Source organism: Citrobacter sp. R56, from assembly GCF_016811995.1.
GTDB lineage: Bacteria > Pseudomonadota > Gammaproteobacteria > Enterobacterales > Enterobacteriaceae > Citrobacter_D > Citrobacter_D enshiensis.
The window spans coordinates 2777537-2797301 of record NZ_CP069159.1 but is presented as its reverse complement, the minus strand read 5'-3'; the positions used below and the strand labels follow the sequence as shown (position 1 = coordinate 2797301).

Here is a 19765-nt window from a genome sequence, read left to right as displayed (position 1 = left end):
GTGAGTTTTTTTAAACACGACGTAATGAACCTGCTGCATCGCTTGACGGGTTATGAGAAACAGACCCCGGCAGGTACGGTCACACAGGCCCGCTATCAGTACGACCCATACGGGCGGCGCATCAGCAAAATGCAATAACTAGAGCGACACCACAAGCTACGGGTGGGATGGTGACCGTCTGGTGCTGATGGAGAAAAACGGGCATAAAGTTCACACGCTCTACGAACCCGGCAGTTTTACGCCATTGTTGAGCGTGGAAAGCGAGGGCTGAGACGAAGCGTATACGCCACTTGTACAGAAGTTACAGCAGCACAACCAGATACCGTTTACTGCGCAGGAGTATGCGGATATGGAGCTTTTGGAAGACGAACTGAGGACAGGAAACCTGTCGGAAAGAAGAAGCAACTGGCAGGGATTTGTGAATATCCCTGCCCACCTGATGGCGGCGCAGCTTGACCCGTGGGGAAATGTTCTTTCCGAAGACAATCCGAAGAAGATGGAGCAGCCGCTGAGGCTACCGGGTCAGTGGTATGACGAGGAGTCTGATCTCCTCCCTGAAAACAGTGCCAGTCTAAACTGAAGTATCCCCGGTCGGGGATTCTCATCCCCCCGGCGTGTGCGACATGCGAAAAAAAAGCCCGTACTTTCGTACGAGCTCTCTCTTAAATATGGCGGTGAGGGGGGGATTCGAACCCCCGATACGTTGCCGTATACACACTTTCCAGGCGTGCTCCTTCAGCCACTCGGACACCTCACCATATTGTTGTTCCTGTGTTGCTGGAACGGGCGCTAATGTAAGGAAATCCGCCTTTTACGTCAATCACCTTTTCTAAAAAATCGTGCGTTTACACAAACTTCAAGCAATATGAGGCTTAATTAAGCAGAAACTGCTTTTTTTGCCAGCAGGCTTAAATTTGTTATGCTGATGATCCTTATGAAAATGATGATGATAAGTGCGAGTAGATTCCGCATAACAACACGCAGGAGACAGTATGGATATAATTTTCTATCACCCGACATTCGACACGCCATGGTGGCTGAACGCGTTGGCAAAAGCGATTCCTGGGGCTAACGTTCGCGAATGGAAAGAGGGTGATAACGCTCACGCGGATTATGCGCTGGTATGGCATCCTCCGGTGGAAATGCTGGCAGGTCGGAAGTTAAAAGCCGTGTTTGCACTGGGGGCAGGTGTCGATTCCATTCTGAGTAAGCTGAAAGCGCATCCAGAAATGTTGGCGCCGTCCATTCCGTTGTTCCGCCTGGAAGATACGGGAATGGGGTTGCAGATGCAGGAATATGCGGTGAGCCAGGTGTTGCATTGGTTCCGTCGTTTTGATGACTATCAGGCGCAGAAGAATGAATCTGTGTGGAGGCCGCTGCCGGAATATTCTCGTGAGGAATTTACTATCGGCATCATGGGGGCGGGCGTGTTAGGCGCGAAAGTCGCCGAAAGTCTGCAGGCGTGGGGATTCCCGCTTCGTTGCTGGAGTCGTAGCCGCAAATCCTGGCCTGGAGTGGAAAGTTTTGCCGGTGAAGAGGAACTTGCAGCGTTTTTGAGCCAAACCCGGGTTCTGATTAATCTGCTGCCGAATACCGCGGAGACGGTGGGGATTATTCATGCCGGACTGCTGGCGCAGTTGCAGGATGGGGCGTACGTGCTCAACCTGGCGCGTGGTGTTCACGTCAATGAAGACGATCTGCTGTCGGCGCTGGAGAGTGGAAAACTTAAGGGCGCAATGCTTGATGTGTTCAGCCGTGAACCATTGCCGAAAGAGAGCCCACTCTGGAAACACCCTCGCGTGGCGATGACGCCACATATCGCGGCGGTGACGCGACCCGCCGAAGCGGTGAAATTTATTTCCCACACCATTTTGCAGCTGGAAAACGGTGAACCCGTGACAGGGCAAGTGGATCGCGAGCGAGGCTACTGATGGAAACCCGGTTAGCGCCGGGTTACGACTAAAAAACGGCGACGATTCCTGCTATCCTTGACGTAAAATGAATACAGGAGAAAGTGATGTATCCCGTTGACCTGCATATGCACACCGTCGCCAGCACCCACGCTTACAGCACTCTGAGTGACTATATCGCGGAAGCCAAACGTAAAGGTATCAAGCTGTTCGCTATTACGGATCATGGACCGGATATGGCTGATGCCCCGCATCACTGGCATTTCATTAATATGCGTATCTGGCCGCGTCTGGTTGATGGGATAGGCATTCTGCGTGGCATTGAAGCCAACATTAAAAATATTGAGGGTGAGATTGACTGCACAGGTCCAATGCTCACCTCCCTGGATTTAATCATTGCAGGGTTCCATGAGCCGGTGTTTGCGCCGCACGATAAAGACACCAACACCCAGGCGATGATTGCCACCATGGCCAGTGGTCATGTGCACATTATTAGCCATCCGGGAAACCCCAAATATCCGGTTGATATTACAGCGATCGCACAGGCTGCCGCGAAATATCAGGTCGCATTGGAAATCAATAACTCCTCCTTCTTACATTCGCGTAAAGGCAGTGAAGAGAATTGTCGCGCCGTGGCAGCAGCAGTGCGTGATGCCGGGGGCTGGGTGGCATTAGGATCAGACTCCCATACGGCGTTCACGTTAGGGGAGTTTGCCGAGTGCCGAAAAATTCTCGACGAGGTGAACTTCCCGGAAGAGCGGGTTCTCAACGTTTCGCCAAAACGGTTGCTGACATTCCTGGAATCGCGTGGCATGGAACCAATCCCGGAATTTGCTGAACTTTAATTGAATTGTTAATAACTGGAATACCTAAATGAACGAGTTTTCTATCCTGTGTCGCGTGCTGGGATCGCTGTACTACCGCCAACCACAGGACCCTTTACTGGTTCCGCTGTTTACGCTGATTCGTGAAGGTAAATTGTCAGCCAGTTGGCCACTGGAACAAGATGATTTTTTGGCCCGGTTACAGAAAAGCTGTGATATGGCGCAACTGGCGGCAGATTATAATGCCTTGTTCGTCGGTGATGAGTGCGCGGTGCCGCCTTATCGCAGTGCATGGGTAGAAGGCGCTGCCGAGTCTGAGGTCCGGGCATTCCTTTCTGCTCGCGGAATGCCTCTGGCGGATACGCCGGCCGATCATCTTGGCACGTTGCTGTTGGCGGCATCATGGCTGGAAGATCAGTCAGCTGAAGATGAAAGTGAAGCGCTGGAAACCTTGTTCGTTGAATATCTGCTCCCCTGGTGCGGAACATTCCTGGGCAAAGTAGAAGCGCATGCAACGACGCCGTTCTGGCGTACGATGGCACCGCTGACACGTGATGCGATCAGCGCGATGTGGGACGAGTTGCAGGAAGACGCTGAAGAGTGAATGTGATCTGAATCACTATTTACTGCAAGCTTAATGTAGTGCTTGCATGATTTGTGTGCGCGATCGCATTCGTATGCGGTTTTTCTGCTATGATGCGGCCCATGAACATACTTCTCTCCATTGCAATTACAACGGGCATTCTCTCCGGTATCTGGGGATGGGTGGCCGTGTCTCTGGGCTTGCTCAGTTGGGCCGGTTTTCTGGGGTGCACAGCCTATTTTGCGTGCCCTCAGGGCGGCTTGAAAGGGCTGGCGATGTCGGCATGTACGCTATTAAGCGGCATGGTATGGGCACTGGTGATCATTCATGGCAGTGCGCTTGCACCGCATCTTGAGATTGTCGGCTATATCATGACCGGAATTGTCGCGTTCCTGATGTGCATTCAGGCTAAGCAACTGTTGCTTTCCTTTGTTCCGGGAACCTTTATCGGGGCATGTGCGACGTTCGCAGGACAGGGGGACTGGCGGTTGGTTTTGCCTTCGCTCGCCCTGGGGCTGGTTTTTGGCTACGCGATGAAAAACAGCGGACTCTGGCTGGCATCCCGCCGGGCGCGAGGCGCATCGCAAGCGGTGCCCAGCAAATAAAAAAAGCGTGAGAAGATCTCACGCTTTTTTTTGCTTTGCGTATCAGGATTCCGGAGGGACTGACAGATGGCGATATTTCACCAGAATGTCGTTCTGACGCTCTGATTTATTCTGCAGATCCCACAAACCGCGATCAATACCGTCATTAATCAGGAAGATAACGCCTGTTTCAATAGCAGACATCAGACATAGCATGACCGGTTCGTTAGAGGTGTAGCCAATCTCACCTTCCAGCAGACGTTGATAATCGATGAAGCGGAATACCCCTGCCTGGACTTCATAAGACAGGATGGTCTTGCTGGTGTTTACGGAGGAGAGGATCTCACCGGTACTGACGTTAACCACACGCAGGTTGACGGCAATTTGATCAAGCTGGTACTGCGTGTCCGCACCAATACCAAAGTACCGGGCGCCCACACCACCTGATTTCACATTGCTTTCATAGCCGATGATCGACCCTTCCACCATAATATTCGCAGCAGTCAATGATTGCAGCGGTATACGGTTATTGATGGCAACGGTGCCATTTTCTTGCGCTGCGCGAATGATTTTACGTTCGTTCAGCAGGTTTTGCAGTCCCTGACGTTCCAGCGGGACGAACCAACGAGAATCTTTTAGCGCTGTCACCAGCATGGCAGTAGCACTCTGTGGCACTGCGGTTGAGAAGTTACTTGCCGGATAAGGTTTAAATTGTCCGGTTTCATCCTGGATATTGTAAACCGAGACAAAAATCTTACCTGTCGGCATAGGCAAATGCGTCAAGTCTTTATAACTTTGCGCACGGGGCATTAATGTCGGCTTAGCGGCTTCTTTAGGCGGGGCGGTTAAGCATCCGCTCAGTAAGCATACGGCAACCAAAATCAGTAAGCGCTGCATGATTATTGTCCTTTTGTGGCTGATGCTTAAAAATCGGTTGAATTTGTTTGTAAACCTGACACCTCAATGGTGGAGACTTTACCTGTTTTTCTGTCTGTGACATTCAACTTCAGTTGACCATCCGTATTGGATATATCAATGATGAAATCACTGGTCACCATCCTGCCGGGTTTCCCGGTATTAATATTGGTGAGTAACCCCCCCAGTATTTGCGACTGAATTGCCTGGGTGAAGTTATCTAACGCAGAGGGTGTTTCAATCCCAAAGTCGTCATCGAAATCAGGATCTTTATAGGAGTTCTGCGCCTGGGCGCTGTTTAATAGAAATGCCCCATTATTGGGGTTTCCGCCAAAGTTAGGATTTCGGAACTGGAATGTCATATTGCCAGCCCAACTGAGTGGCGAAATAATCATGAGTATAACTACTGCATGTTTAACACGCATGACAGCCTCCGGACAAAGAATATGTATTAGAATTCATCACGCGCTAAATCACCGGTGCCTAATAGCGTTTGGTCTATTTGCCGGCGATTTAATGCATCCTCAGTTTCTGTTAGTGCGAAGACAACCGTTCGCTCGAAGTCTCGTTTCGTCGGGAATAAAAATGTCTGGAAGATAACGTCCTGGTTTACCGTTATGGTGATCCAACTTCCCCAACGCGCACTGGGTCTTTCATTTATGGTTAAGTTGCCTGTGTATTTACTTTCCCACTTATCGCTAAAGGCACGATAAAAATCATGCCCAATAGACGAAACCGTGTGGTCAGTTAACAATCCGGGAACCTCGACTTCAACTGCGTGTAGATTCCCGGAGGCAAGGAGTAATTCAGCCGCTACAATCCAGGTCAGATAGCGTTTCATGGCTTTACCGCCTGAGGTTATCGTTTGCCCACGAAACCGCCTGTGTTCGGTTTTTGACTGCTATCTTCTTGAAAAGATTATAAAGGTGCGTCTTGACCGTGTTTTCGCTGATAAACAGCGAACGAGCGATTTCAATATTTGACGCGCCGATACGTAGCTTATTAAGGATCTCTTTTTCGCGGTGCGTGAGAAGTGCCGACTCTGTGCTGTTATAGCGATAGTTTCCTGAATGCGTTATCAGGTAACTGGCCAGTTTCTGCGAAAAGTAGCATTCACCGCGCAAGACCCCTTGCAATCCGTTTACGACACGCTCTTCATCTTCTGCTGCGTAAAACACGCCATTGATATGAGGCCAGTTTTCAATATCCCTGTACGGATAATCGTCGGGAGTATTCAACAATAATGTTTTTAAATTATTGTTTTTCCGGCTTAAGTTGTCTTGCCAGTAATGGATGAGCTTTTTATCGGCTTCCATCATATCCAGTAAAACAATGCAGCTGGCAGAGATATCATCCAGAGAACGTTGAATATTGTGCAGTTTTCCGGTTAACGCCAGAGATTGCTTTAAATGTTGCAATAAGGCCGTAGCTTGCAGGGACGGTTTAGTGATCAACAATAATGTATGACCATGAATACTATGGACTTCATTAAACATGATGAAACCCCACTTTTTTTTAGTCGCACACCTGACAGCTACCTCTACTAAAATAGAGGCACCAGAAGTACTGACAGATGTTGCACTGCTGTTTGTAGAAATAAATCAGCCCTAATGGGCAAAATATAAAACTAATGGACTACATCTGATTTCAATCTAGTCATTACAAACCTTAAAGCAAGTGTTAAACTTGTAACTAAATGTAAAAATATATATTAATATGTTAATCATAAGGTTTTTTTAAGATTAGATTTGATAAGAAAGTTGTACATTTTGCCGTTATTGCATAGATTTAAAAAATCATACAAATTATATTAAGCAATTGATTTTAAGGTATTTGTGTAATTTTTGATTACGACTTTCTTCCTTTTTTATTTTAAAGAATTCGTTCTGGATTCCAGCGATCATTTTTAAGTGCAAAAAAAACGACGCTTGTAACGACTCGTGCTGCCAGACTATCTTCCGTGCTACAGAACCCCATTAAAATGTACCGGGAACGCCAGTTTTCCCCTTTGCATAGAAATGCAATGCGCCCTGACTTTGAAAAAATAAAAACGACGGAAATAACAGCGGGATTAGTGGTTAATTAGCACTTTGGTGTGAACCGAAATATCAAAATACAACTCGCGGGTGAGTTATTTAAAATGTTTCCGCAGACATACTCTTCATCGTAACGCGGCGTTAACAAAAAGCGCATCGCGTTAACAATAAATTTGACAAGTTTTTTAATTTATCTTCATGTACGACCAGGTCCAGGGTGACAACATGAAAAACAAATTGTTATTTATGATGTTAACAATACTGGGTGCGCCTGGGATTGCATCCGCGACAAGTTATGATATGGCAACGTCAGAATATAACTTTGCGGTAAATGAATTAAGCAAGTCTTCATTTAATCAGGCAGCCATTATTGGTCAAGTCGGCACGAATAATAGTGCGAATGTTCGCCAGGATGGCTCAAAACAGTTGTCCGTCGTTTCACAAGATGGTGGAAATAACCGGGCGAAGGTTGACCAATCAGGAGCTTATAACCTTGCGTACATTGATCAGAAGGGTAACTCTAATGATGCAAGTATTTCGCAAGGTTCATATGGTAATACTGCGATGATTATCCAGAAAGGCTCTGGAAATAAAGCAAATATTACTCAGTATGGTACGCAAAAAACAGCAGTTGTGGTGCAGAGACAGTCGCAAATGGCTATTCGCGTTATTCAACGTTAATACCTTTACGACGTTTAAATCAATCCGATGGGGGTTTACCATGAAACTTTTCAAAGTGGCAGCTATTGCAGCAATCGTAGTTTCTGGCAGTGCTCTGGCTGGTGTTGTTCCGCAATATGGCGGCGGCGGTAATGGTGGTTGGCCTGGACATGGCGACAACGGCCCGAATTCACATTTGAGCATTTACCAGTACGGTGGTGGTAACTCAGCTGTCGCCTTGCAATCTAATGCTAAAAACTCTGATCTGACGATTACTCAACACGGCGGCGGAAACGGTGCAGATGTTGGTCAGGGTTCTGATGACAGCTCTATCGATCTGCTGCAAAAAGGCTTCGGCAACAGCGCGACTCTCGACCAGTGGAACGGCAAAGAATCCACTATGTCTGTTAAACAGTTCGGTGGTGGTAACGGTGCGCTGGTGGATCAGACTGCTTCTGGCTCGGATGTGACCATCAAACAGGTTGGCTTTGGCAACAATGCGACAGCCCATCAGTACTAATACAGAATCTGTATTATAGAAAACAGGGCGAATGCCCTGTTTTTTTTCGGGAGGACATTATGCATACGTTATTACTCCTTGCAGCGCTGACCAACCAAATTACCTTCAACACGACTCAGCAGGGTGAAATGTACACCATCATCCCTCAGGTTACGCTGACGCAGCCCTGTATGTGCCAGGTACAAATTGTCTCTTTGCGAGAGGGTGTTTCGGGGCAAAGTCGCACACAGCAGAGAAAGACGCTTTCTTTACCCGCTAATCAACCGATTGATTTAACTAAACTGAGTTTAAATATTTCAGCGGGGGACTCCGTTAAAATTGTAGTGACCGTTTCGGACGGACAAACACTGCATTTATCTCAGGAATGGCCGTCCTCTGCGACATCGTCATAATCATCTGATTTATTAATATAAATGATATGGCAGGGGAGCGGTTGTTGTTCTATGACTATAAAGAGGCGTCCACGCCATTGACGTGAACCTCCATCTCAGCTGTAAAGGAAAACACCGACCCCTCAAGGATGATTTATCATTGAGGAGCGCTATCATGTTTACACGTTGGCCCAGGCTTCTTCTGACGACGAGCATGGCTGCTCTTATTCTTTTTTCTGTCTCGACAATGGCTGAAAAGAAAGTGCAAGGCGGCATTATTCATTTTCGCGGCGAAATCGTTGAGTCTCCTTGTGATGTTTCATCCCGGCAGCAGCAGGTTTCCCTGTCTTGTGCGCATAATGGCGCGATGAAAACCAACCAGTTTACCCTCCAGCAGGTGTCGACCGCGCCTCAACAGATTCAGCAGATTGCCAACGTGAAAATGCATTATCTTAATGCGCAAAAAAACATGGCGATTTTGAGTATTGAGTACAAATAGGCCGCTGAAACGGCAACAACGCAAACTGTCATTAAAAAGCGCGATTTCATTGAAACCCCTGCTGTACACTTAGAAGATAGACTCAAGTTAGGGGGATTTATGAAATCGCGTGTTCATGTTCTGCACGGTGACATTACGCAGGTGGCTGTAGATGTGATCGTTAATGCCGCAAACTCTTCATTACTGGGGGGCGGGGGCGTTGATGGTGCAATTCATCGTGCCGCAGGACCGGCACTGCTCGAGGCGTGCAAAAAAGTGATACAGCAGATGGGCGAGTGTCCTGCGGGCCATGCGGTTATCACTCTGGCGGGCGATCTCCCCGCTAAAGCAGTGATCCATGCAGTCGGTCCGGTCTGGCAGGGTGGGGAGCACCGTGAAGCGGAACTGCTGGAAGATGCTTATCTGAATAGTCTGCAACTGGCGCTGGCCAACGGTTACAACTCCATTGCTTTTCCTGCCATCAGCACCGGTGCGTATGGGTATCCGCGCGCAGCGGCTGCCGAGATCGCCGTGAAAACGGTGTCGAAATTTCTTATCCGTCGCGCCTTGCCCGATCAGGTGTATTTCGTTTGTTATGATGAAGAAAATGCTCACTTGTACTCACGCTTGCTGACTCAACAGGGCGATGAGGATACCTTCTGAGATGACGCGACTTGAACGAGCGGTCGCGCCTCTTTGTTCAAGCCATCCAGGTGAGTGTGGGATCCTTGCGCTGGGTGATGGTATGGATGCATTCGCCGCCCGTTACCGGCTTACTGAAATGGCAGAACGTACCCTGGATGTGCAGTATTACATTTGGGAAAACGACATGTCCGGGCGTTTGCTGTTTTCGGTGTTAATGGCAGCGGCAAATCGGGGTGTCCACGTTCGCCTGCTTTTAGATGATAACAACACCCCAGGGCTGGACGATACGCTCCAGTTGCTGGACAACCATCCTAATATTGAAGTCCGCCTGTTTAATCCGTTCTCGTTTCGCACGCTGCGCGTACTGGGATATTTAACCGATTTTGCGCGGCTGAACCGCCGTATGCACAACAAAAGCTATACGGCGGATGGGGTTATCACACTGGTCGGCGGGCGAAACATTGGTGACGCCTATTTCGGTGCAGGGGAGGAGCCACTGTTTTCCGATCTTGACGTGATGGCCGTCGGTCCGGTGGTGAAAGAGGTGGCCGATGACTTTGAACGTTACTGGCATTGTGGATCGGTTTCTACCCTGCAGGATGTGCTGGAACTGCCCGAACGCGAGCATCTTCACCATCTCGACTTCCCTGAATCCTGGTATAACGACGACATGACTCGCCGTTACTTAAATAAACTGGAGACCAGCCAGTTTATGTCGCACCTTGATGGCGGTTCGCTGCCTTTGATTTGGGCGAAAACCCGGCTTCTTAGCGATGATCCCTCAAAAGGCGAAGGGAAAGCCCAGCGTCATTCGCTGCTGCCGCAACGATTGTTTGATGTGATGGGCTCTCCGTCAAAGCGAATCGATATTATCTCAGCCTATTTTGTCCCGACCCGCGCTGGTGTTATTCAACTGCTGCAACTGGTCAGGAAAGGCGTCAGGATAGCGATTCTGACCAATTCTCTGGCGGCGAATGATGTGGCAGTTGTCCATGCGGGGTATGCGCGCTGGCGCAAAAAATTGCTTCGCTACGGAATTGAGTTATATGAACTGAAACCGACCAACACGCGTGACGCAGGGCTTCACGATCGTGGATTAACGGGAAACTCTGGCTCCAGTCTGCATGCAAAAACCTTCAGTATTGATGGCAATAAAGTGTTCATCGGCTCGCTTAATTTTGACCCTCGCTCGACGTTGCTGAATACCGAAATGGGATTTGTCATAGAAAGTGAGGCGTTGGCGTCGCTTATTCATGAGCGTTTTATACAACGGCAGCGCGATTCAGCCTGGCAACTGCGTCTGGACAAGTGGGGGCGCGTCAATTGGGTCGATCGCCAACAGAGCGAAGAAGTGGTACTAAAAAAAGAACCCGCCACAGGATTCTGGAAGCGGGTTCAGGTGCGACTGGCGTCGTTATTACCGATTGAATGGTTGCTCTAGACTAAATTCCACATAGTGGAAATTAATTGGCCACCGCATCATTTTTATCACGTTTAACCGGCGGTTTGCCCGAAAACAAAAATTTCAACAACGGTACGCGTAAATGGATTTCGTACAGAATTAACGCAATACCAATGACAAAGACCAGACCGCATATAAATCCGAGCAAGTTAGATGAAATATGTGGGGTGATGTAGGCCCCGAAAAACAGCGTTAAGGGGTGGTGTACCAGGTAGATAAAGAGCGACGCATTGACAAAATAGGTGACGCGAGCCGATTGAAAATTCAGTAAACGATGCCCCAGAGAAAAGACCACATTCACCATCCACAGCCCCATCACCATGGTAATGACATACTCCGCTTCATACATCCAGGCATCACCGTTGCCGTAATGCTGGTTCAGCAGATAGGCCGCAAAGGCAAGGCCTGCGGCAATGGTGCATCCGCGTGAAGGCGTCGTGAAGAGCGCTTTCAAATTAGGCGAGATAAACGCCAGCGCGCCCAGCATGAAAAAGGGAACGTAAAACAAGGTTTGCATGACGACGAAATTGAACAGGCCGTCACTGAGTATGGGAGGATAGAGGACAAGAATAGTGCGTCTGACGACCGCGTAACCCACACCGAGTAAGAAAAAGATGAAGGTCAGTTTCGGCATGGAAATATGTGTCATCAACGTGTTTTCAGCGGCGTCCAGACGTTTTTTAATTTGGGTAAACACCCACATGCTCAGCGTCGTTAATACCACCAGTACCAGCAAAAACCAGAGGTGAGAAATTAATTCCCAGGCCAGCGCATTATATTTATCGTAAGCCGAGAGGGTATGCCAGCTGTCCGCCTTTCCTTTGACATATTGCAACATAATAAATTGTGGCAATGTGAGTAGAGGAATGGCGGTCAACATGGGAATTCCCACGCGTTCTACGCGGACCTTCCACCAGCGTTTTAAGGGATAACGCAGGAATAGCATGTACGAAAAATAACCCGAAATAACAAAAAAGACCTGCATGCGAAACGCATGGACAAAATCATTAAAGAGCGTAAGCCACCACGACGGCTCCGCACTGTTCACATGCCATGTATGACCTGAATATATCAGTGAGATATGAAAGGGGATCCCCAACAACATCAGCCAGGCGCGGATGGAGTCAAGAAAGTATTCACGTTGCGGGGGTACTGGATTCATAGATGGACACGCATTCTCAGACTTTTCGTCTTATCCCGAAGACAAATTATGGTTACATTCGAAGGCAACCCTACACCAAGTCCAACAACCTGTCTCCAGGATAAGCACTGAAAGTGAAGATAGGCGTATGAACCTGCTTAATCCATGAGCCAGCGCGCTGAACGATGGCTCGATTCAGTTGTCGGAATGCCTGATTATCCATTAAAATGGATCGGATCGATATAAGCACACAAAGGGGGAAGTGCTTACTTATTATGAAACATAAACTACAAATGATGAAAATGCGTTGGTTGAGTGCGGCCGTCATGTTAACGCTGTACACGTCGTCGAGCTGGGCGTTCAGTATTGATGATGTGGCGAAGCAAGCTCAATCCTTAGCCGGTAAAGGCTATGAGGCGCCGAAAAGTAACTTGCCCTCCGTTTTCCGCGACATGAAATATGCGGATTATCAGCAGATCCAGTTTAATCACGACAAAGCCTACTGGAGCAATCTCAAAACCCCATTCAAGCTCGAGTTCTACCACCAGGGTATGTACTTCGACACACCAGTCAAGATCAACGAAGTGACCGCAACAGCGGTAAAACGAATTAAATATAGCCCAGATTATTTTAATTTTGGCGATGTGCAGCATGACAAAGACACCGTAAAAGATCTCGGATTTGCCGGGTTCAAAGTGCTGTACCCGATCAACAGCAAAGATAAAAACGATGAAATCGTCAGCATGCTCGGCGCCAGCTATTTTCGTGTGATTGGTGCAGGTCAGGTTTATGGTCTGTCTGCCCGTGGTCTGGCGATCGATACCGCTCTGCCGTCTGGCGAAGAGTTTCCCCGCTTCCGCGAGTTCTGGATCGAACGACCAAAACAGACTGACAAACGTCTGACTATTTATGCATTGCTGGATTCTCCGCGTGCGACAGGGGCTTATCGTTTTGTGATAATGCCTGGGCGTGACACCGTGGTGGATGTGCAGTCTAAAGTCTATCTGCGCGACAAAGTCGGCAAGCTGGGCGTTGCGCCATTAACCAGTATGTTCTTGTTTGGACCTAACCAGCCGTCTCCGGCAACGAACTATCGTCCGGAACTTCACGACTCTAACGGTTTGTCCATCCACGCCGGTAATGGCGAGTGGATTTGGCGTCCGCTGAACAACCCGAAACATCTCGCGGTGAGCAGCTTTGCCATGGAAAATCCGCAAGGGTTTGGCCTGTTGCAGCGTGGCCGCCAGTTCTCTCGTTTTGAAGATTTAAACGACCGCTACGACCTGCGTCCAAGCGCCTGGATCACTCCGAAAGGCGATTGGGGCAAAGGGAAAATCGAACTGGTTGAAATTCCAACCAATGACGAAACCAACGACAACATCGTGGCTTACTGGACGCCGGATCAATTGCCTGAAGCAGGCAAAGAGATGAACTTCAAGTACACCCTGACGTTCAGCCGTGACGAAGACAAACTTCACGCGCCGGATAACGCCTGGGTGCAGCAGACCCGTCGTTCAACCGGGGATGTGAAGCAATCTAACCTTATTCGACAGCCTGACGGCACCATCGCGTTTGTCGTGGATTTCGCCGGTACGGACATGAAAAAACTGCCGCAGGATACCCCGGTAACGGCACAAACCAGTATTGGCGATAACGGTGAAATCGTTGACAGCAGCGTGCGCTACAATCCAGTTACCAAAGGATGGCGTTTAATCCTGCGCGTGAAAGTGAAAGATGCGAAGCAACCTACTGAAATGCGCGCTGCATTGGTCAATGTCGATCAGCCGCTGAGCGAAACCTGGAGCTACCAGTTACCTGCCAATGAATAACACTACTGAGTATATTGACGCGCTGCCGCTTTCCGATATTGAGAAAGCGGCGTTGCCGAAAACTGACATCCGCGCCGTACACGAGGCGCTGGATGCTGAGCATCGTACTTACCCCCGAGAAGACGATTCGCCGCAGGGATCGGTTAAAGCGCGCCTGGAGCAGGCCTGGCCGGAGTCGCTGGCTGAAGGGCAACTGATTAAGGATGATGAAGGGCGCGAGCAGCTGCAGGCGATGCCGAAAGCGACGCGTTCTTCAATGTTTCCCGATCCCTGGCGCACCAACCCCGTGGGACGTTTCTGGGATCGTTTGCGCGGACGCGACGTTACGCCACGCTATCTTTCCCGCCTGACGAAAGAAGAGCAGGAAAGCGAACAAAAGTGGCGTACCGTCGGCACCATCCGTCGCTACACGCTTTTATTGTTGACCCTGGCGCAAACGGTTGTTGCCACCTGGTATATGAAGACCATTCTTCCTTATCAGGGCTGGGCGTTGATCAACCCTTCCGACATGATCGGGCAAGATCTGCTGGTTTCCTTTATGCAGTTGCTGCCGTACATCCTGCAAACCGGGATCCTGATCCTGTTTGCCGTGTTGTTCTGCTGGGTCTCTGCGGGATTCTGGACGGCGTTGATGGGCTTCCTGCAACTGCTCATCGGTCGTGACAAATACAGTATTTCGGCGTCAACGGTAGGGGATGAACCCCTTAACCCTGAACACCGTACTGCGTTGATCATGCCTATCTGCAACGAAGACGTTGACCGTGTATTCGCAGGTCTGCGTGCTACGTGGGAGTCGGTTAAAGCAACCGGCAATGCGGCGCATTTCGATGTCTACATTCTGAGCGATAGCTACAACCCTGACATCTGCGTGGCAGAGCAAAAAGCGTGGATGGAACTGATTGCAGAAGTGCAGGGCGAGGGGCAGATCTTCTACCGTCGTCGTCGTCGTCGTGTTAAGCGTAAAAGCGGAAACATCGATGATTTCTGCCGTCGCTGGGGCAACCAGTACAGCTATATGGTGGTGCTGGATGCTGACTCGGTGATGACCGGTGAGTGTCTGACCGGTCTGGTGCGTTTGATGGAAGCGAACCCGAATGCCGGGATTATCCAGTCTTCGCCTAAAGCTTCCGGGATGGATACCCTGTATGCGCGCTGCCAGCAGTTTGCGACCCGTGTTTATGGGCCGTTGTTTACTGCCGGGCTGCACTTCTGGCAGTTGGGGGAGTCGCATTACTGGGGCCATAACGCCATTATCCGCGTGAAACCGTTTATCGAACATTGCGCGCTGGCACCGCTGCCGGGTGAAGGTTCGTTTGCGGGTTCTATCCTCTCCCACGACTTTGTGGAAGCAGCGCTGATGCGTCGTGCAGGGTGGGGCGTCTGGATTGCCTACGACCTGCCGGGATCTTATGAAGAACTCCCGCCAAACCTGCTGGATGAGCTCAAGCGTGACCGTCGCTGGTGTCATGGCAACCTGATGAACTTCCGCCTGTTTTTGGTGAAAGGGATGCATCCGGTTCACCGTGCGGTGTTCCTGACGGGGGTGATGTCTTATCTGTCTGCACCGCTGTGGTTTATGTTCCTTGCGCTCTCAACCGCGTTGCAGGTGGTACACGCCTTGACGGAGCCGCAATACTTCTTGCAGCCGCGTCAGTTGTTCCCGGTCTGGCCGCAGTGGCGTCCTGAGCTGGCCATTGCCCTGTTTGCCTCCACCATGGTGCTGCTGTTCCTGCCTAAACTGCTGAGTATTTTGCTCATCTGGTGTAAAGGGACAAAAGAGTTTGGTGGCTTTGTTCGCGTGACGCTGTCGCTGTTGCTGGAGGTGTTATTCTCCGTGCTGCTGGCGCCTGTACGTATGCTGTTCCATACGGTATTCGTGGTAAGTGCGTTCCTCGGTTGGGAAGTGGTCTGGAACTCGCCGCAGCGTGATGACGATTCCACCCCGTGGGGCGAAGCCTTTATGCGCCATGGTTCTCAGCTGCTGCTGGGCCTGGTGTGGGCTGTCGGTATGGCCTGGCTGGATTTACGTTTTCTGTTCTGGCTGGCGCCGATTGTCTTTTCGCTGATCCTGTCACCGTTTGTTTCGGTGATCTCCAGCCGTTCAACGGTGGGTCTGCGCACCAAGCGCTGGAAGCTGTTCCTGATCCCGGAAGAGTACTCGCCGCCACAGGTGCTGGTGGATACCGATAAGTATCTGTCGATGAACCGTAACCGTTCGCTGGACGATGGTTTCATGCATGCCGTGTTTAACCCGTCATTCAATGCGCTGGCGACGGCGATGGCAACGGCGCGTCACCGTGCGAGCCAGGTGCTGGAGATTGCGCGTGACCGTCACGTGGAACAGGCGCTGAACGAAACGCCTGAGAAACTGAATCGCGACCGCCGTCTGGTGCTATTGAGTGACCCGGTGACGATGGCGCGTTTACACTATCGTGTCTGGAATTCACCTGAGCGATATTCGTCATGGGTGAATTACTATCAGGGAATTACCCTGAACCCGCAGGCGCTCAGGAAGAAGTAAACGAAGCGAGATGAAAATACCGGCCAGGTGCCGGTATTTTTTTTGGACTCAATAAATGATTGATGAGGTATCCAGTGCGAACACTGGCAGTAGGCATCATGGTGCTGTTACTCAGCGGTTGCGGCAGCATTATTAGCAGAACCATTCCCGGTCAGGGGCATGGCAACCAATACTATCCCGGTGTGCAGTGGGATGTTCGGGATTCGGCATGGCGCTATGTCACCATTCTCGATCTGCCCTTTTCCCTGGTGTTTGATACGCTGTTGCTCCCGCTGGATATTCACCACGGCCCCTATGAATAACTAGCGCTCATCCCATTCATCGGCGGCGGTTTGCCCCTCTTCGGTATCAAGTGGCGGTTCAAGCTGGAATTCGCCTTCATCCCATTCATGAAGGGTATTCTCCTCCTGCCACTCCTGTCGAATCTCAATCTCATCATAATCGCCGTCAAAGACACATTGCGCCGCTTCGCCGCTTAGCATGGGCAGACATTCACCTTCTTCACCGTCGTCGGCAAAAAATTCGACCTGCCACATGATGTCGCCATCCTGCAGTACGTATTTTTGCACGTTGAGCTGTTGAACATTCGCTTCATCTTGCTCGAGGCCTGAGTCAGCCAGAAATTCTTCACGGGCTGCGTCGATGGCTTCTTCCAGCGTGGCATACATGGTCATCAGTGTCTCCCTTTGATTTGACGAGGTATTCAGGGAAATAATAGCTGATTCTTTGGTTTTGCAAGTATGAATGCGCAAAAATCATTCAGATGTCTGAGATGCGGCGTGCTCCAGACACTTACCGGCGTCGCTGCAGGCTGTTCCAGGAGTAGAGGGCGTTGAACAGCACCACGACAGCGGTAACGCAAAATACGGCGCGGAAACCGTAATTTGCCGAGATAGCGGCACCCATCAGCGGTCCTGTGACATTACCGATGTCGCGAAAAGACTGGTTGTAACTGAAGATCCGACCGGCCACCTGGTTGGTCGAGTTATACACCAGCAACGTCTGGACGGCAGGAAGCAGGGCACCATCCGCTGCACCCAGTAAAAAGCGCAGGATCCCGAGTTGCCAGGGGGTCTGTACAAAGGACATAGGGATTAACAGCAACACCGAAATCACCAGCGCAACGATCAGGATTTTCTCCGGCCCAATTCGGTCTCCGAGTTTACCGAGCCGGGGGGCACTGAGTAAGGCCGCGACGCCTGGGACTGAAGCAATCATGCCGCTAATAAACGCAATATTGCTGACGTTACCCGCTAACTCACGTACATACAGTGTGAGGATCGGCGCAATAGAGCCAGTGGCAACCTGAATAATCAGGGTGGTGACGAACAGACTCAGCACCAATCGCGGGTTCTTCAGTGAGGCGACGACCTCGCGAAGGCGGAGCATCTCTTTTTTGCTGACCGGCTGAAAATGTTCGCGAATAAAAAAGAGCGTCAGTAAAAAACAGGAAAACAACACACTGGCGGTAATGAAAAAAACCGGACGCAGACCGTAATGGTCCGCCAGTAATCCGCCCGCCAGCGGGCCGAGCAATGCACCGCTGACGCCCCCGGTAGAGAGCGTGCCAAGTGCCCAACCGCTTTTATGACGGGGAACCTGCGTGGCGATCAGCGCGTTAGCGTTGGGGATAAATCCACCCAGCAGACCCAATAAGGCCCGCAGGACGAGAAACTGCCAGATATTTTGCGCCAGCCCCATGAACACCATCACGATAGCCATACCCAACGCGGAACGCAGCAGCATGATTTTACGACCTTTACGATCCGCCAGTCCGCCCCAGAAGGGGGAGGCAATGGCGGAAAACAAAAAGGTGATGCTGAACACCAGACCTGACCACATGTTAAGGGCGCTATGACCCGTCACGCCGAGCTGTTCGACGTAAAGCGGTAAGAATGGCATGACCAGGCTAAATGCCGCCCCGGTTAAAAAACAGCCCAGCCAGGCAACGGTGAGATTGCGTTTCCAGTTTATGGGAACATCATCTGAGGGTGACATAGCTTTCCACTGTGCGAGGCGCGGTGGCGCGCTGATGAATAAAAATAAGCACGCTAATTATGCGCCTGCATCAGGGGCGCTGCAATGGACGGGCGCTTTTAAAGCTAAAAGGCGAGTTGTGCAGCCCATAAAGGGCTGCGTGTGCAGTTTAATAGCGGGAGGGGACGCCTTCAGGGCGCGTTTTGAAGCGACGATGTAGCCACATATACTGCTCGGGAGCCATCATGATGCACTTCTCAACCACTTTATTCATCCAGGCCGCGGTGGTTTCGGCATCATCCAGAGGCGGAGAACACTCTGGCGGTAACATAATCAGTTGATACCCTTTGCCGTCAGGTTTACGGCGCGGAACAAAAGGCACCAGGCAGGCATTCGACATACGGGAGAGCATCCAGGTTCCGGATGTAGTAGCGGCTTGTTCTACTGCAAAAAAGGGAACAAATACGCTGGATCGCGGGCCGTAGTCATGATCCGGCGCATACCAGACGACTTCCCCTTTTTTCAGCGCTTTGACCATGCCTTTCAGGTCTTTACGATCGAGCATGGATTTATTGGAACGCAGGCGTCCCCAGGTTTGCAGCCAGTCCAGCAGCGGATTGTCGTTTGGTCGATAGACGCCGATACCGGGCTCCTGCAGGCCAAACATGCGGGCTCCGATCTCCAGTGTCAAAAAATGCATGCCAACCAGCAGGATCCCGCGTTTTTGTGCCTGAACGTCGCGAATATGCTCCATGCCGATCACTTCAGTCCAGCGGGACATCCGACGGTCTGACCAAAACCAGGCCATGCCGGTTTCCATCAATCCCATACCCACGGACTCAAAATTTTTGACCACCATCTGGTGGCGCTCTTGCTCACTCATTTGTGGAAAGCAGAGTTCCAGATTACGGTATGCCACTCTGGTGCGTTGCTTCATGAATCGCAGCGCCAGATGACCTAATCCACAGCCCAGTTTGTGGATAATCGGGTAGGGCAGTTGTACAACCAACCAAAGAACGCCTACGCCCAGCCAGGTCAACCAATAACGTGGATGGAGTAATGCGGCGGAGAATTTGGGTAAATTCGTCATGTCTATCCTGTCTATAAACGAACAATTCCCTGTATTGTTGCATTTTTTCGCGCGTAGCAAAAATTTGCGGCTATAGAATGGTGATAAAAACGGCAATTGTTGGTAGTTTTTTAAATGCGAAGCCTGAAATGTAGCGCAAAATGTGTGGATGTAAATTGGCGAGGTTTGCTTTATGATGCCGCCCGATTTTCATTTTTATCAATCGCAGGATACGTACAC

At 50.3% G+C, this 19765-nt stretch carries 21 protein-coding genes, 1 tRNA gene and 1 pseudogene; 14 read left to right on the top strand and 9 right to left on the bottom strand.

The genetic code is table 11. The features are described 5' to 3' along the window. Window positions 1–349: 349 nt before the first annotated feature. The gene (locus JM656_RS13350; RefSeq protein WP_203358207.1) at window positions 350–580 is read left to right on the top strand and encodes a hypothetical protein; all 231 of its coding nucleotides are present in this window, start codon (window positions 350–352) and stop codon (window positions 578–580) included. A gap of 89 nt (window positions 581–669) precedes the next feature. On the opposite strand, the gene JM656_RS13345 is transcribed toward JM656_RS13350, so the two are convergent. Further along, a tRNA-Ser gene (locus JM656_RS13345) sits at window positions 670–757 on the bottom strand. Window positions 758–992: 235 nt separating this feature from the next. Between JM656_RS13345 and ghrA the strand changes: the two genes are divergently transcribed. The 4 genes and pseudogenes from ghrA to JM656_RS13325 all read left to right on the top strand — a co-directional run. After that, the gene (ghrA, locus tag JM656_RS13340; protein WP_203358206.1) at window positions 993–1931 is read left to right on the top strand and encodes a glyoxylate/hydroxypyruvate reductase GhrA; all 939 of its coding nucleotides are present in this window, start codon (window positions 993–995) and stop codon (window positions 1929–1931) included. 86 nt (window positions 1932–2017) lie between these two features. Continuing rightward, window positions 2018–2755, top strand: a complete 738-nt coding sequence (locus JM656_RS13335; protein WP_203358205.1) for a phosphatase — start codon at window positions 2018–2020, stop codon at window positions 2753–2755. 28 nt (window positions 2756–2783) lie between these two features. Then, window positions 2784–3338 carry a molecular chaperone gene (locus JM656_RS13330; protein ID WP_203358204.1) on the top strand — a complete coding sequence of 185 codons (555 nt, stop codon included), beginning with the start codon at window positions 2784–2786 and terminating at the stop codon, window positions 3336–3338. Between the two features lie 101 nt (window positions 3339–3439). Continuing rightward, window positions 3440–3926: pseudogene (locus tag JM656_RS13325) on the top strand (DUF1097 domain-containing protein); the annotation flags it as partial. A 38-nt stretch (window positions 3927–3964) separates the two neighbouring features. On the opposite strand, the gene csgG reads toward JM656_RS13325, so the two are convergent. From csgG to csgD, 4 genes are read right to left on the bottom strand one after another with little or no spacing between them, the layout of a single operon-like run. Continuing rightward, window positions 3965–4798 carry a curli production assembly/transport protein CsgG gene (gene csgG / locus JM656_RS13320; protein ID WP_203358202.1) on the bottom strand — a complete coding sequence of 278 codons (834 nt, stop codon included), beginning with the start codon at window positions 4796–4798 and terminating at the stop codon, window positions 3965–3967. A gap of 26 nt (window positions 4799–4824) precedes the next feature. After that, complete coding sequence (gene csgF / locus JM656_RS13315) at window positions 4825–5241, bottom strand: curli production assembly/transport protein CsgF (RefSeq protein ID WP_203358201.1); 417 nt, start codon at window positions 5239–5241, stop codon at window positions 4825–4827. 26 nt (window positions 5242–5267) lie between these two features. Beyond that, on the bottom strand, window positions 5268–5657 hold the full coding sequence (csgE, locus tag JM656_RS13310; RefSeq protein ID WP_203358200.1) for a curli production assembly/transport protein CsgE: 390 nt from the start codon (window positions 5655–5657) through the stop codon (window positions 5268–5270). A gap of 4 nt (window positions 5658–5661) precedes the next feature. Further along, window positions 5662–6312, bottom strand: coding sequence for a biofilm master transcriptional regulator CsgD (gene csgD, locus JM656_RS13305; RefSeq protein WP_192611845.1), 651 nt, complete (start codon window positions 6310–6312; stop codon window positions 5662–5664). A gap of 765 nt (window positions 6313–7077) precedes the next feature. On the opposite strand from csgD, the gene csgB reads away from it, so the two are divergent. The 6 genes from csgB (at window position 7078) to JM656_RS13275 (ending at window position 10967) form a co-directional block, all read left to right on the top strand. Then, the gene (csgB, locus tag JM656_RS13300) at window positions 7078–7533 is read left to right on the top strand and encodes a curli minor subunit CsgB (RefSeq protein WP_203358199.1); all 456 of its coding nucleotides are present in this window, start codon (window positions 7078–7080) and stop codon (window positions 7531–7533) included. Between the two features lie 40 nt (window positions 7534–7573). Continuing rightward, complete coding sequence (gene csgA, locus JM656_RS13295) at window positions 7574–8032, top strand: curli major subunit CsgA (protein WP_203358198.1); 459 nt, start codon at window positions 7574–7576, stop codon at window positions 8030–8032. Between the two features lie 59 nt (window positions 8033–8091). After that, window positions 8092–8424, top strand: coding sequence for a curli assembly chaperone CsgC (gene csgC, locus JM656_RS13290; protein WP_203358197.1), 333 nt, complete (start codon window positions 8092–8094; stop codon window positions 8422–8424). A 154-nt stretch (window positions 8425–8578) separates the two neighbouring features. Next, complete coding sequence (locus JM656_RS13285; protein WP_203358196.1) at window positions 8579–8902, top strand: type 1 fimbrial protein; 324 nt, start codon at window positions 8579–8581, stop codon at window positions 8900–8902. 99 nt (window positions 8903–9001) lie between these two features. Beyond that, the gene (ymdB, locus tag JM656_RS13280; RefSeq protein WP_203358195.1) at window positions 9002–9544 is read left to right on the top strand and encodes an O-acetyl-ADP-ribose deacetylase; all 543 of its coding nucleotides are present in this window, start codon (window positions 9002–9004) and stop codon (window positions 9542–9544) included. Then, a complete protein-coding gene (locus JM656_RS13275; RefSeq protein WP_304521074.1) occupies window positions 9528–10967 on the top strand; it encodes a phospholipase D family protein in 1440 nt (479 codons plus the stop codon). Before ymdB ends, JM656_RS13275 begins: the two co-directional genes overlap by 17 nt. 22 nt (window positions 10968–10989) lie before the next feature. Here the strand turns inward: JM656_RS13275 and mdoC are convergent, their stop codons facing one another. Next, window positions 10990–12150 carry a glucans biosynthesis protein MdoC gene (gene mdoC, locus JM656_RS13270; RefSeq protein ID WP_203358193.1) on the bottom strand — a complete coding sequence of 387 codons (1161 nt, stop codon included), beginning with the start codon at window positions 12148–12150 and terminating at the stop codon, window positions 10990–10992. 272 nt (window positions 12151–12422) lie between these two features. Here mdoC and mdoG point away from each other — a divergent pair, with 272 nt between their 5' ends. The 3 genes from mdoG to JM656_RS13255 all read left to right on the top strand — a co-directional run bounded on the left by mdoG (window position 12423) and on the right by JM656_RS13255 (window position 16781). After that, window positions 12423–13958, top strand: coding sequence for a glucans biosynthesis protein MdoG (gene mdoG, locus JM656_RS13265; protein WP_203358192.1), 1536 nt, complete (start codon window positions 12423–12425; stop codon window positions 13956–13958). After that, complete coding sequence (mdoH, locus tag JM656_RS13260; protein ID WP_203358191.1) at window positions 13951–16479, top strand: glucans biosynthesis glucosyltransferase MdoH; 2529 nt, start codon at window positions 13951–13953, stop codon at window positions 16477–16479. Before mdoG ends, mdoH begins: the two co-directional genes overlap by 8 nt. Before the next feature lie 62 nt (window positions 16480–16541). Continuing rightward, window positions 16542–16781: a YceK/YidQ family lipoprotein gene (locus JM656_RS13255; protein WP_370552275.1), complete on the top strand. Its 240-nt coding sequence runs from the start codon at window positions 16542–16544 to the stop codon at window positions 16779–16781. Here JM656_RS13255 and JM656_RS13250 read toward each other — a convergent pair whose 3' ends face one another. The 3 genes from JM656_RS13250 to JM656_RS13240 all read right to left on the bottom strand — a co-directional run bounded on the left by JM656_RS13250 (window position 16782) and on the right by JM656_RS13240 (window position 19546). Continuing rightward, window positions 16782–17153 (bottom strand): MysB family protein, encoded by a 372-nt coding sequence (locus JM656_RS13250; protein ID WP_203358189.1) that lies wholly within the window; start codon window positions 17151–17153, stop codon window positions 16782–16784. Window positions 17154–17271: 118 nt separating this feature from the next. Then, window positions 17272–18477, bottom strand: a complete 1206-nt coding sequence (gene mdtG, locus JM656_RS13245) for a multidrug efflux MFS transporter MdtG (protein ID WP_203358188.1) — start codon at window positions 18475–18477, stop codon at window positions 17272–17274. Window positions 18478–18625: 148 nt separating this feature from the next. Then, complete coding sequence (locus JM656_RS13240) at window positions 18626–19546, bottom strand: Kdo(2)-lipid IV(A) acyltransferase (RefSeq protein WP_203358187.1); 921 nt, start codon at window positions 19544–19546, stop codon at window positions 18626–18628. Window positions 19547–19765 lie beyond the last annotated feature (219 nt).

Coding starts and splice junctions, on each gene's coding strand:
- csgG (WP_203358202.1), bottom strand. CDS start 4,798: ATGCAGCGCTTACTGATTTTGGTTGCCGTATGCTTACTGAGCGGATGC.
- JM656_RS13350 (WP_203358207.1), top strand. CDS start 350: ATGGAGCTTTTGGAAGACGAACTGAGGACAGGAAACCTGTCGGAAAGA.
- mdoC (WP_203358193.1), bottom strand. CDS start 12,150: ATGAATCCAGTACCCCCGCAACGTGAATACTTTCTTGACTCCATCCGC.
- csgF (WP_203358201.1), bottom strand. CDS start 5,241: ATGCGTGTTAAACATGCAGTAGTTATACTCATGATTATTTCGCCACTC.
- JM656_RS13335 (WP_203358205.1), top strand. CDS start 2,018: ATGTATCCCGTTGACCTGCATATGCACACCGTCGCCAGCACCCACGCT.
- csgA (WP_203358198.1), top strand. CDS start 7,574: ATGAAACTTTTCAAAGTGGCAGCTATTGCAGCAATCGTAGTTTCTGGC.
- csgE (WP_203358200.1), bottom strand. CDS start 5,657: ATGAAACGCTATCTGACCTGGATTGTAGCGGCTGAATTACTCCTTGCC.
- JM656_RS13255 (WP_370552275.1), top strand. CDS start 16,542: ATGAGGTATCCAGTGCGAACACTGGCAGTAGGCATCATGGTGCTGTTA.
- mdoG (WP_203358192.1), top strand. CDS start 12,423: ATGATGAAAATGCGTTGGTTGAGTGCGGCCGTCATGTTAACGCTGTAC.
- JM656_RS13250 (WP_203358189.1), bottom strand. CDS start 17,153: ATGACCATGTATGCCACGCTGGAAGAAGCCATCGACGCAGCCCGTGAA.
- JM656_RS13275 (WP_304521074.1), top strand. CDS start 9,528: ATGAGGATACCTTCTGAGATGACGCGACTTGAACGAGCGGTCGCGCCT.
- JM656_RS13330 (WP_203358204.1), top strand. CDS start 2,784: ATGAACGAGTTTTCTATCCTGTGTCGCGTGCTGGGATCGCTGTACTAC.
- mdoH (WP_203358191.1), top strand. CDS start 13,951: ATGAATAACACTACTGAGTATATTGACGCGCTGCCGCTTTCCGATATT.
- csgB (WP_203358199.1), top strand. CDS start 7,078: ATGAAAAACAAATTGTTATTTATGATGTTAACAATACTGGGTGCGCCT.
- JM656_RS13240 (WP_203358187.1), bottom strand. CDS start 19,546: ATGACGAATTTACCCAAATTCTCCGCCGCATTACTCCATCCACGTTAT.
- csgC (WP_203358197.1), top strand. CDS start 8,092: ATGCATACGTTATTACTCCTTGCAGCGCTGACCAACCAAATTACCTTC.
- JM656_RS13285 (WP_203358196.1), top strand. CDS start 8,579: ATGTTTACACGTTGGCCCAGGCTTCTTCTGACGACGAGCATGGCTGCT.
- ymdB (WP_203358195.1), top strand. CDS start 9,002: ATGAAATCGCGTGTTCATGTTCTGCACGGTGACATTACGCAGGTGGCT.
- mdtG (WP_203358188.1), bottom strand. CDS start 18,477: ATGTCACCCTCAGATGATGTTCCCATAAACTGGAAACGCAATCTCACC.
- csgD (WP_192611845.1), bottom strand. CDS start 6,312: ATGTTTAATGAAGTCCATAGTATTCATGGTCATACATTATTGTTGATC.
- ghrA (WP_203358206.1), top strand. CDS start 993: ATGGATATAATTTTCTATCACCCGACATTCGACACGCCATGGTGGCTG.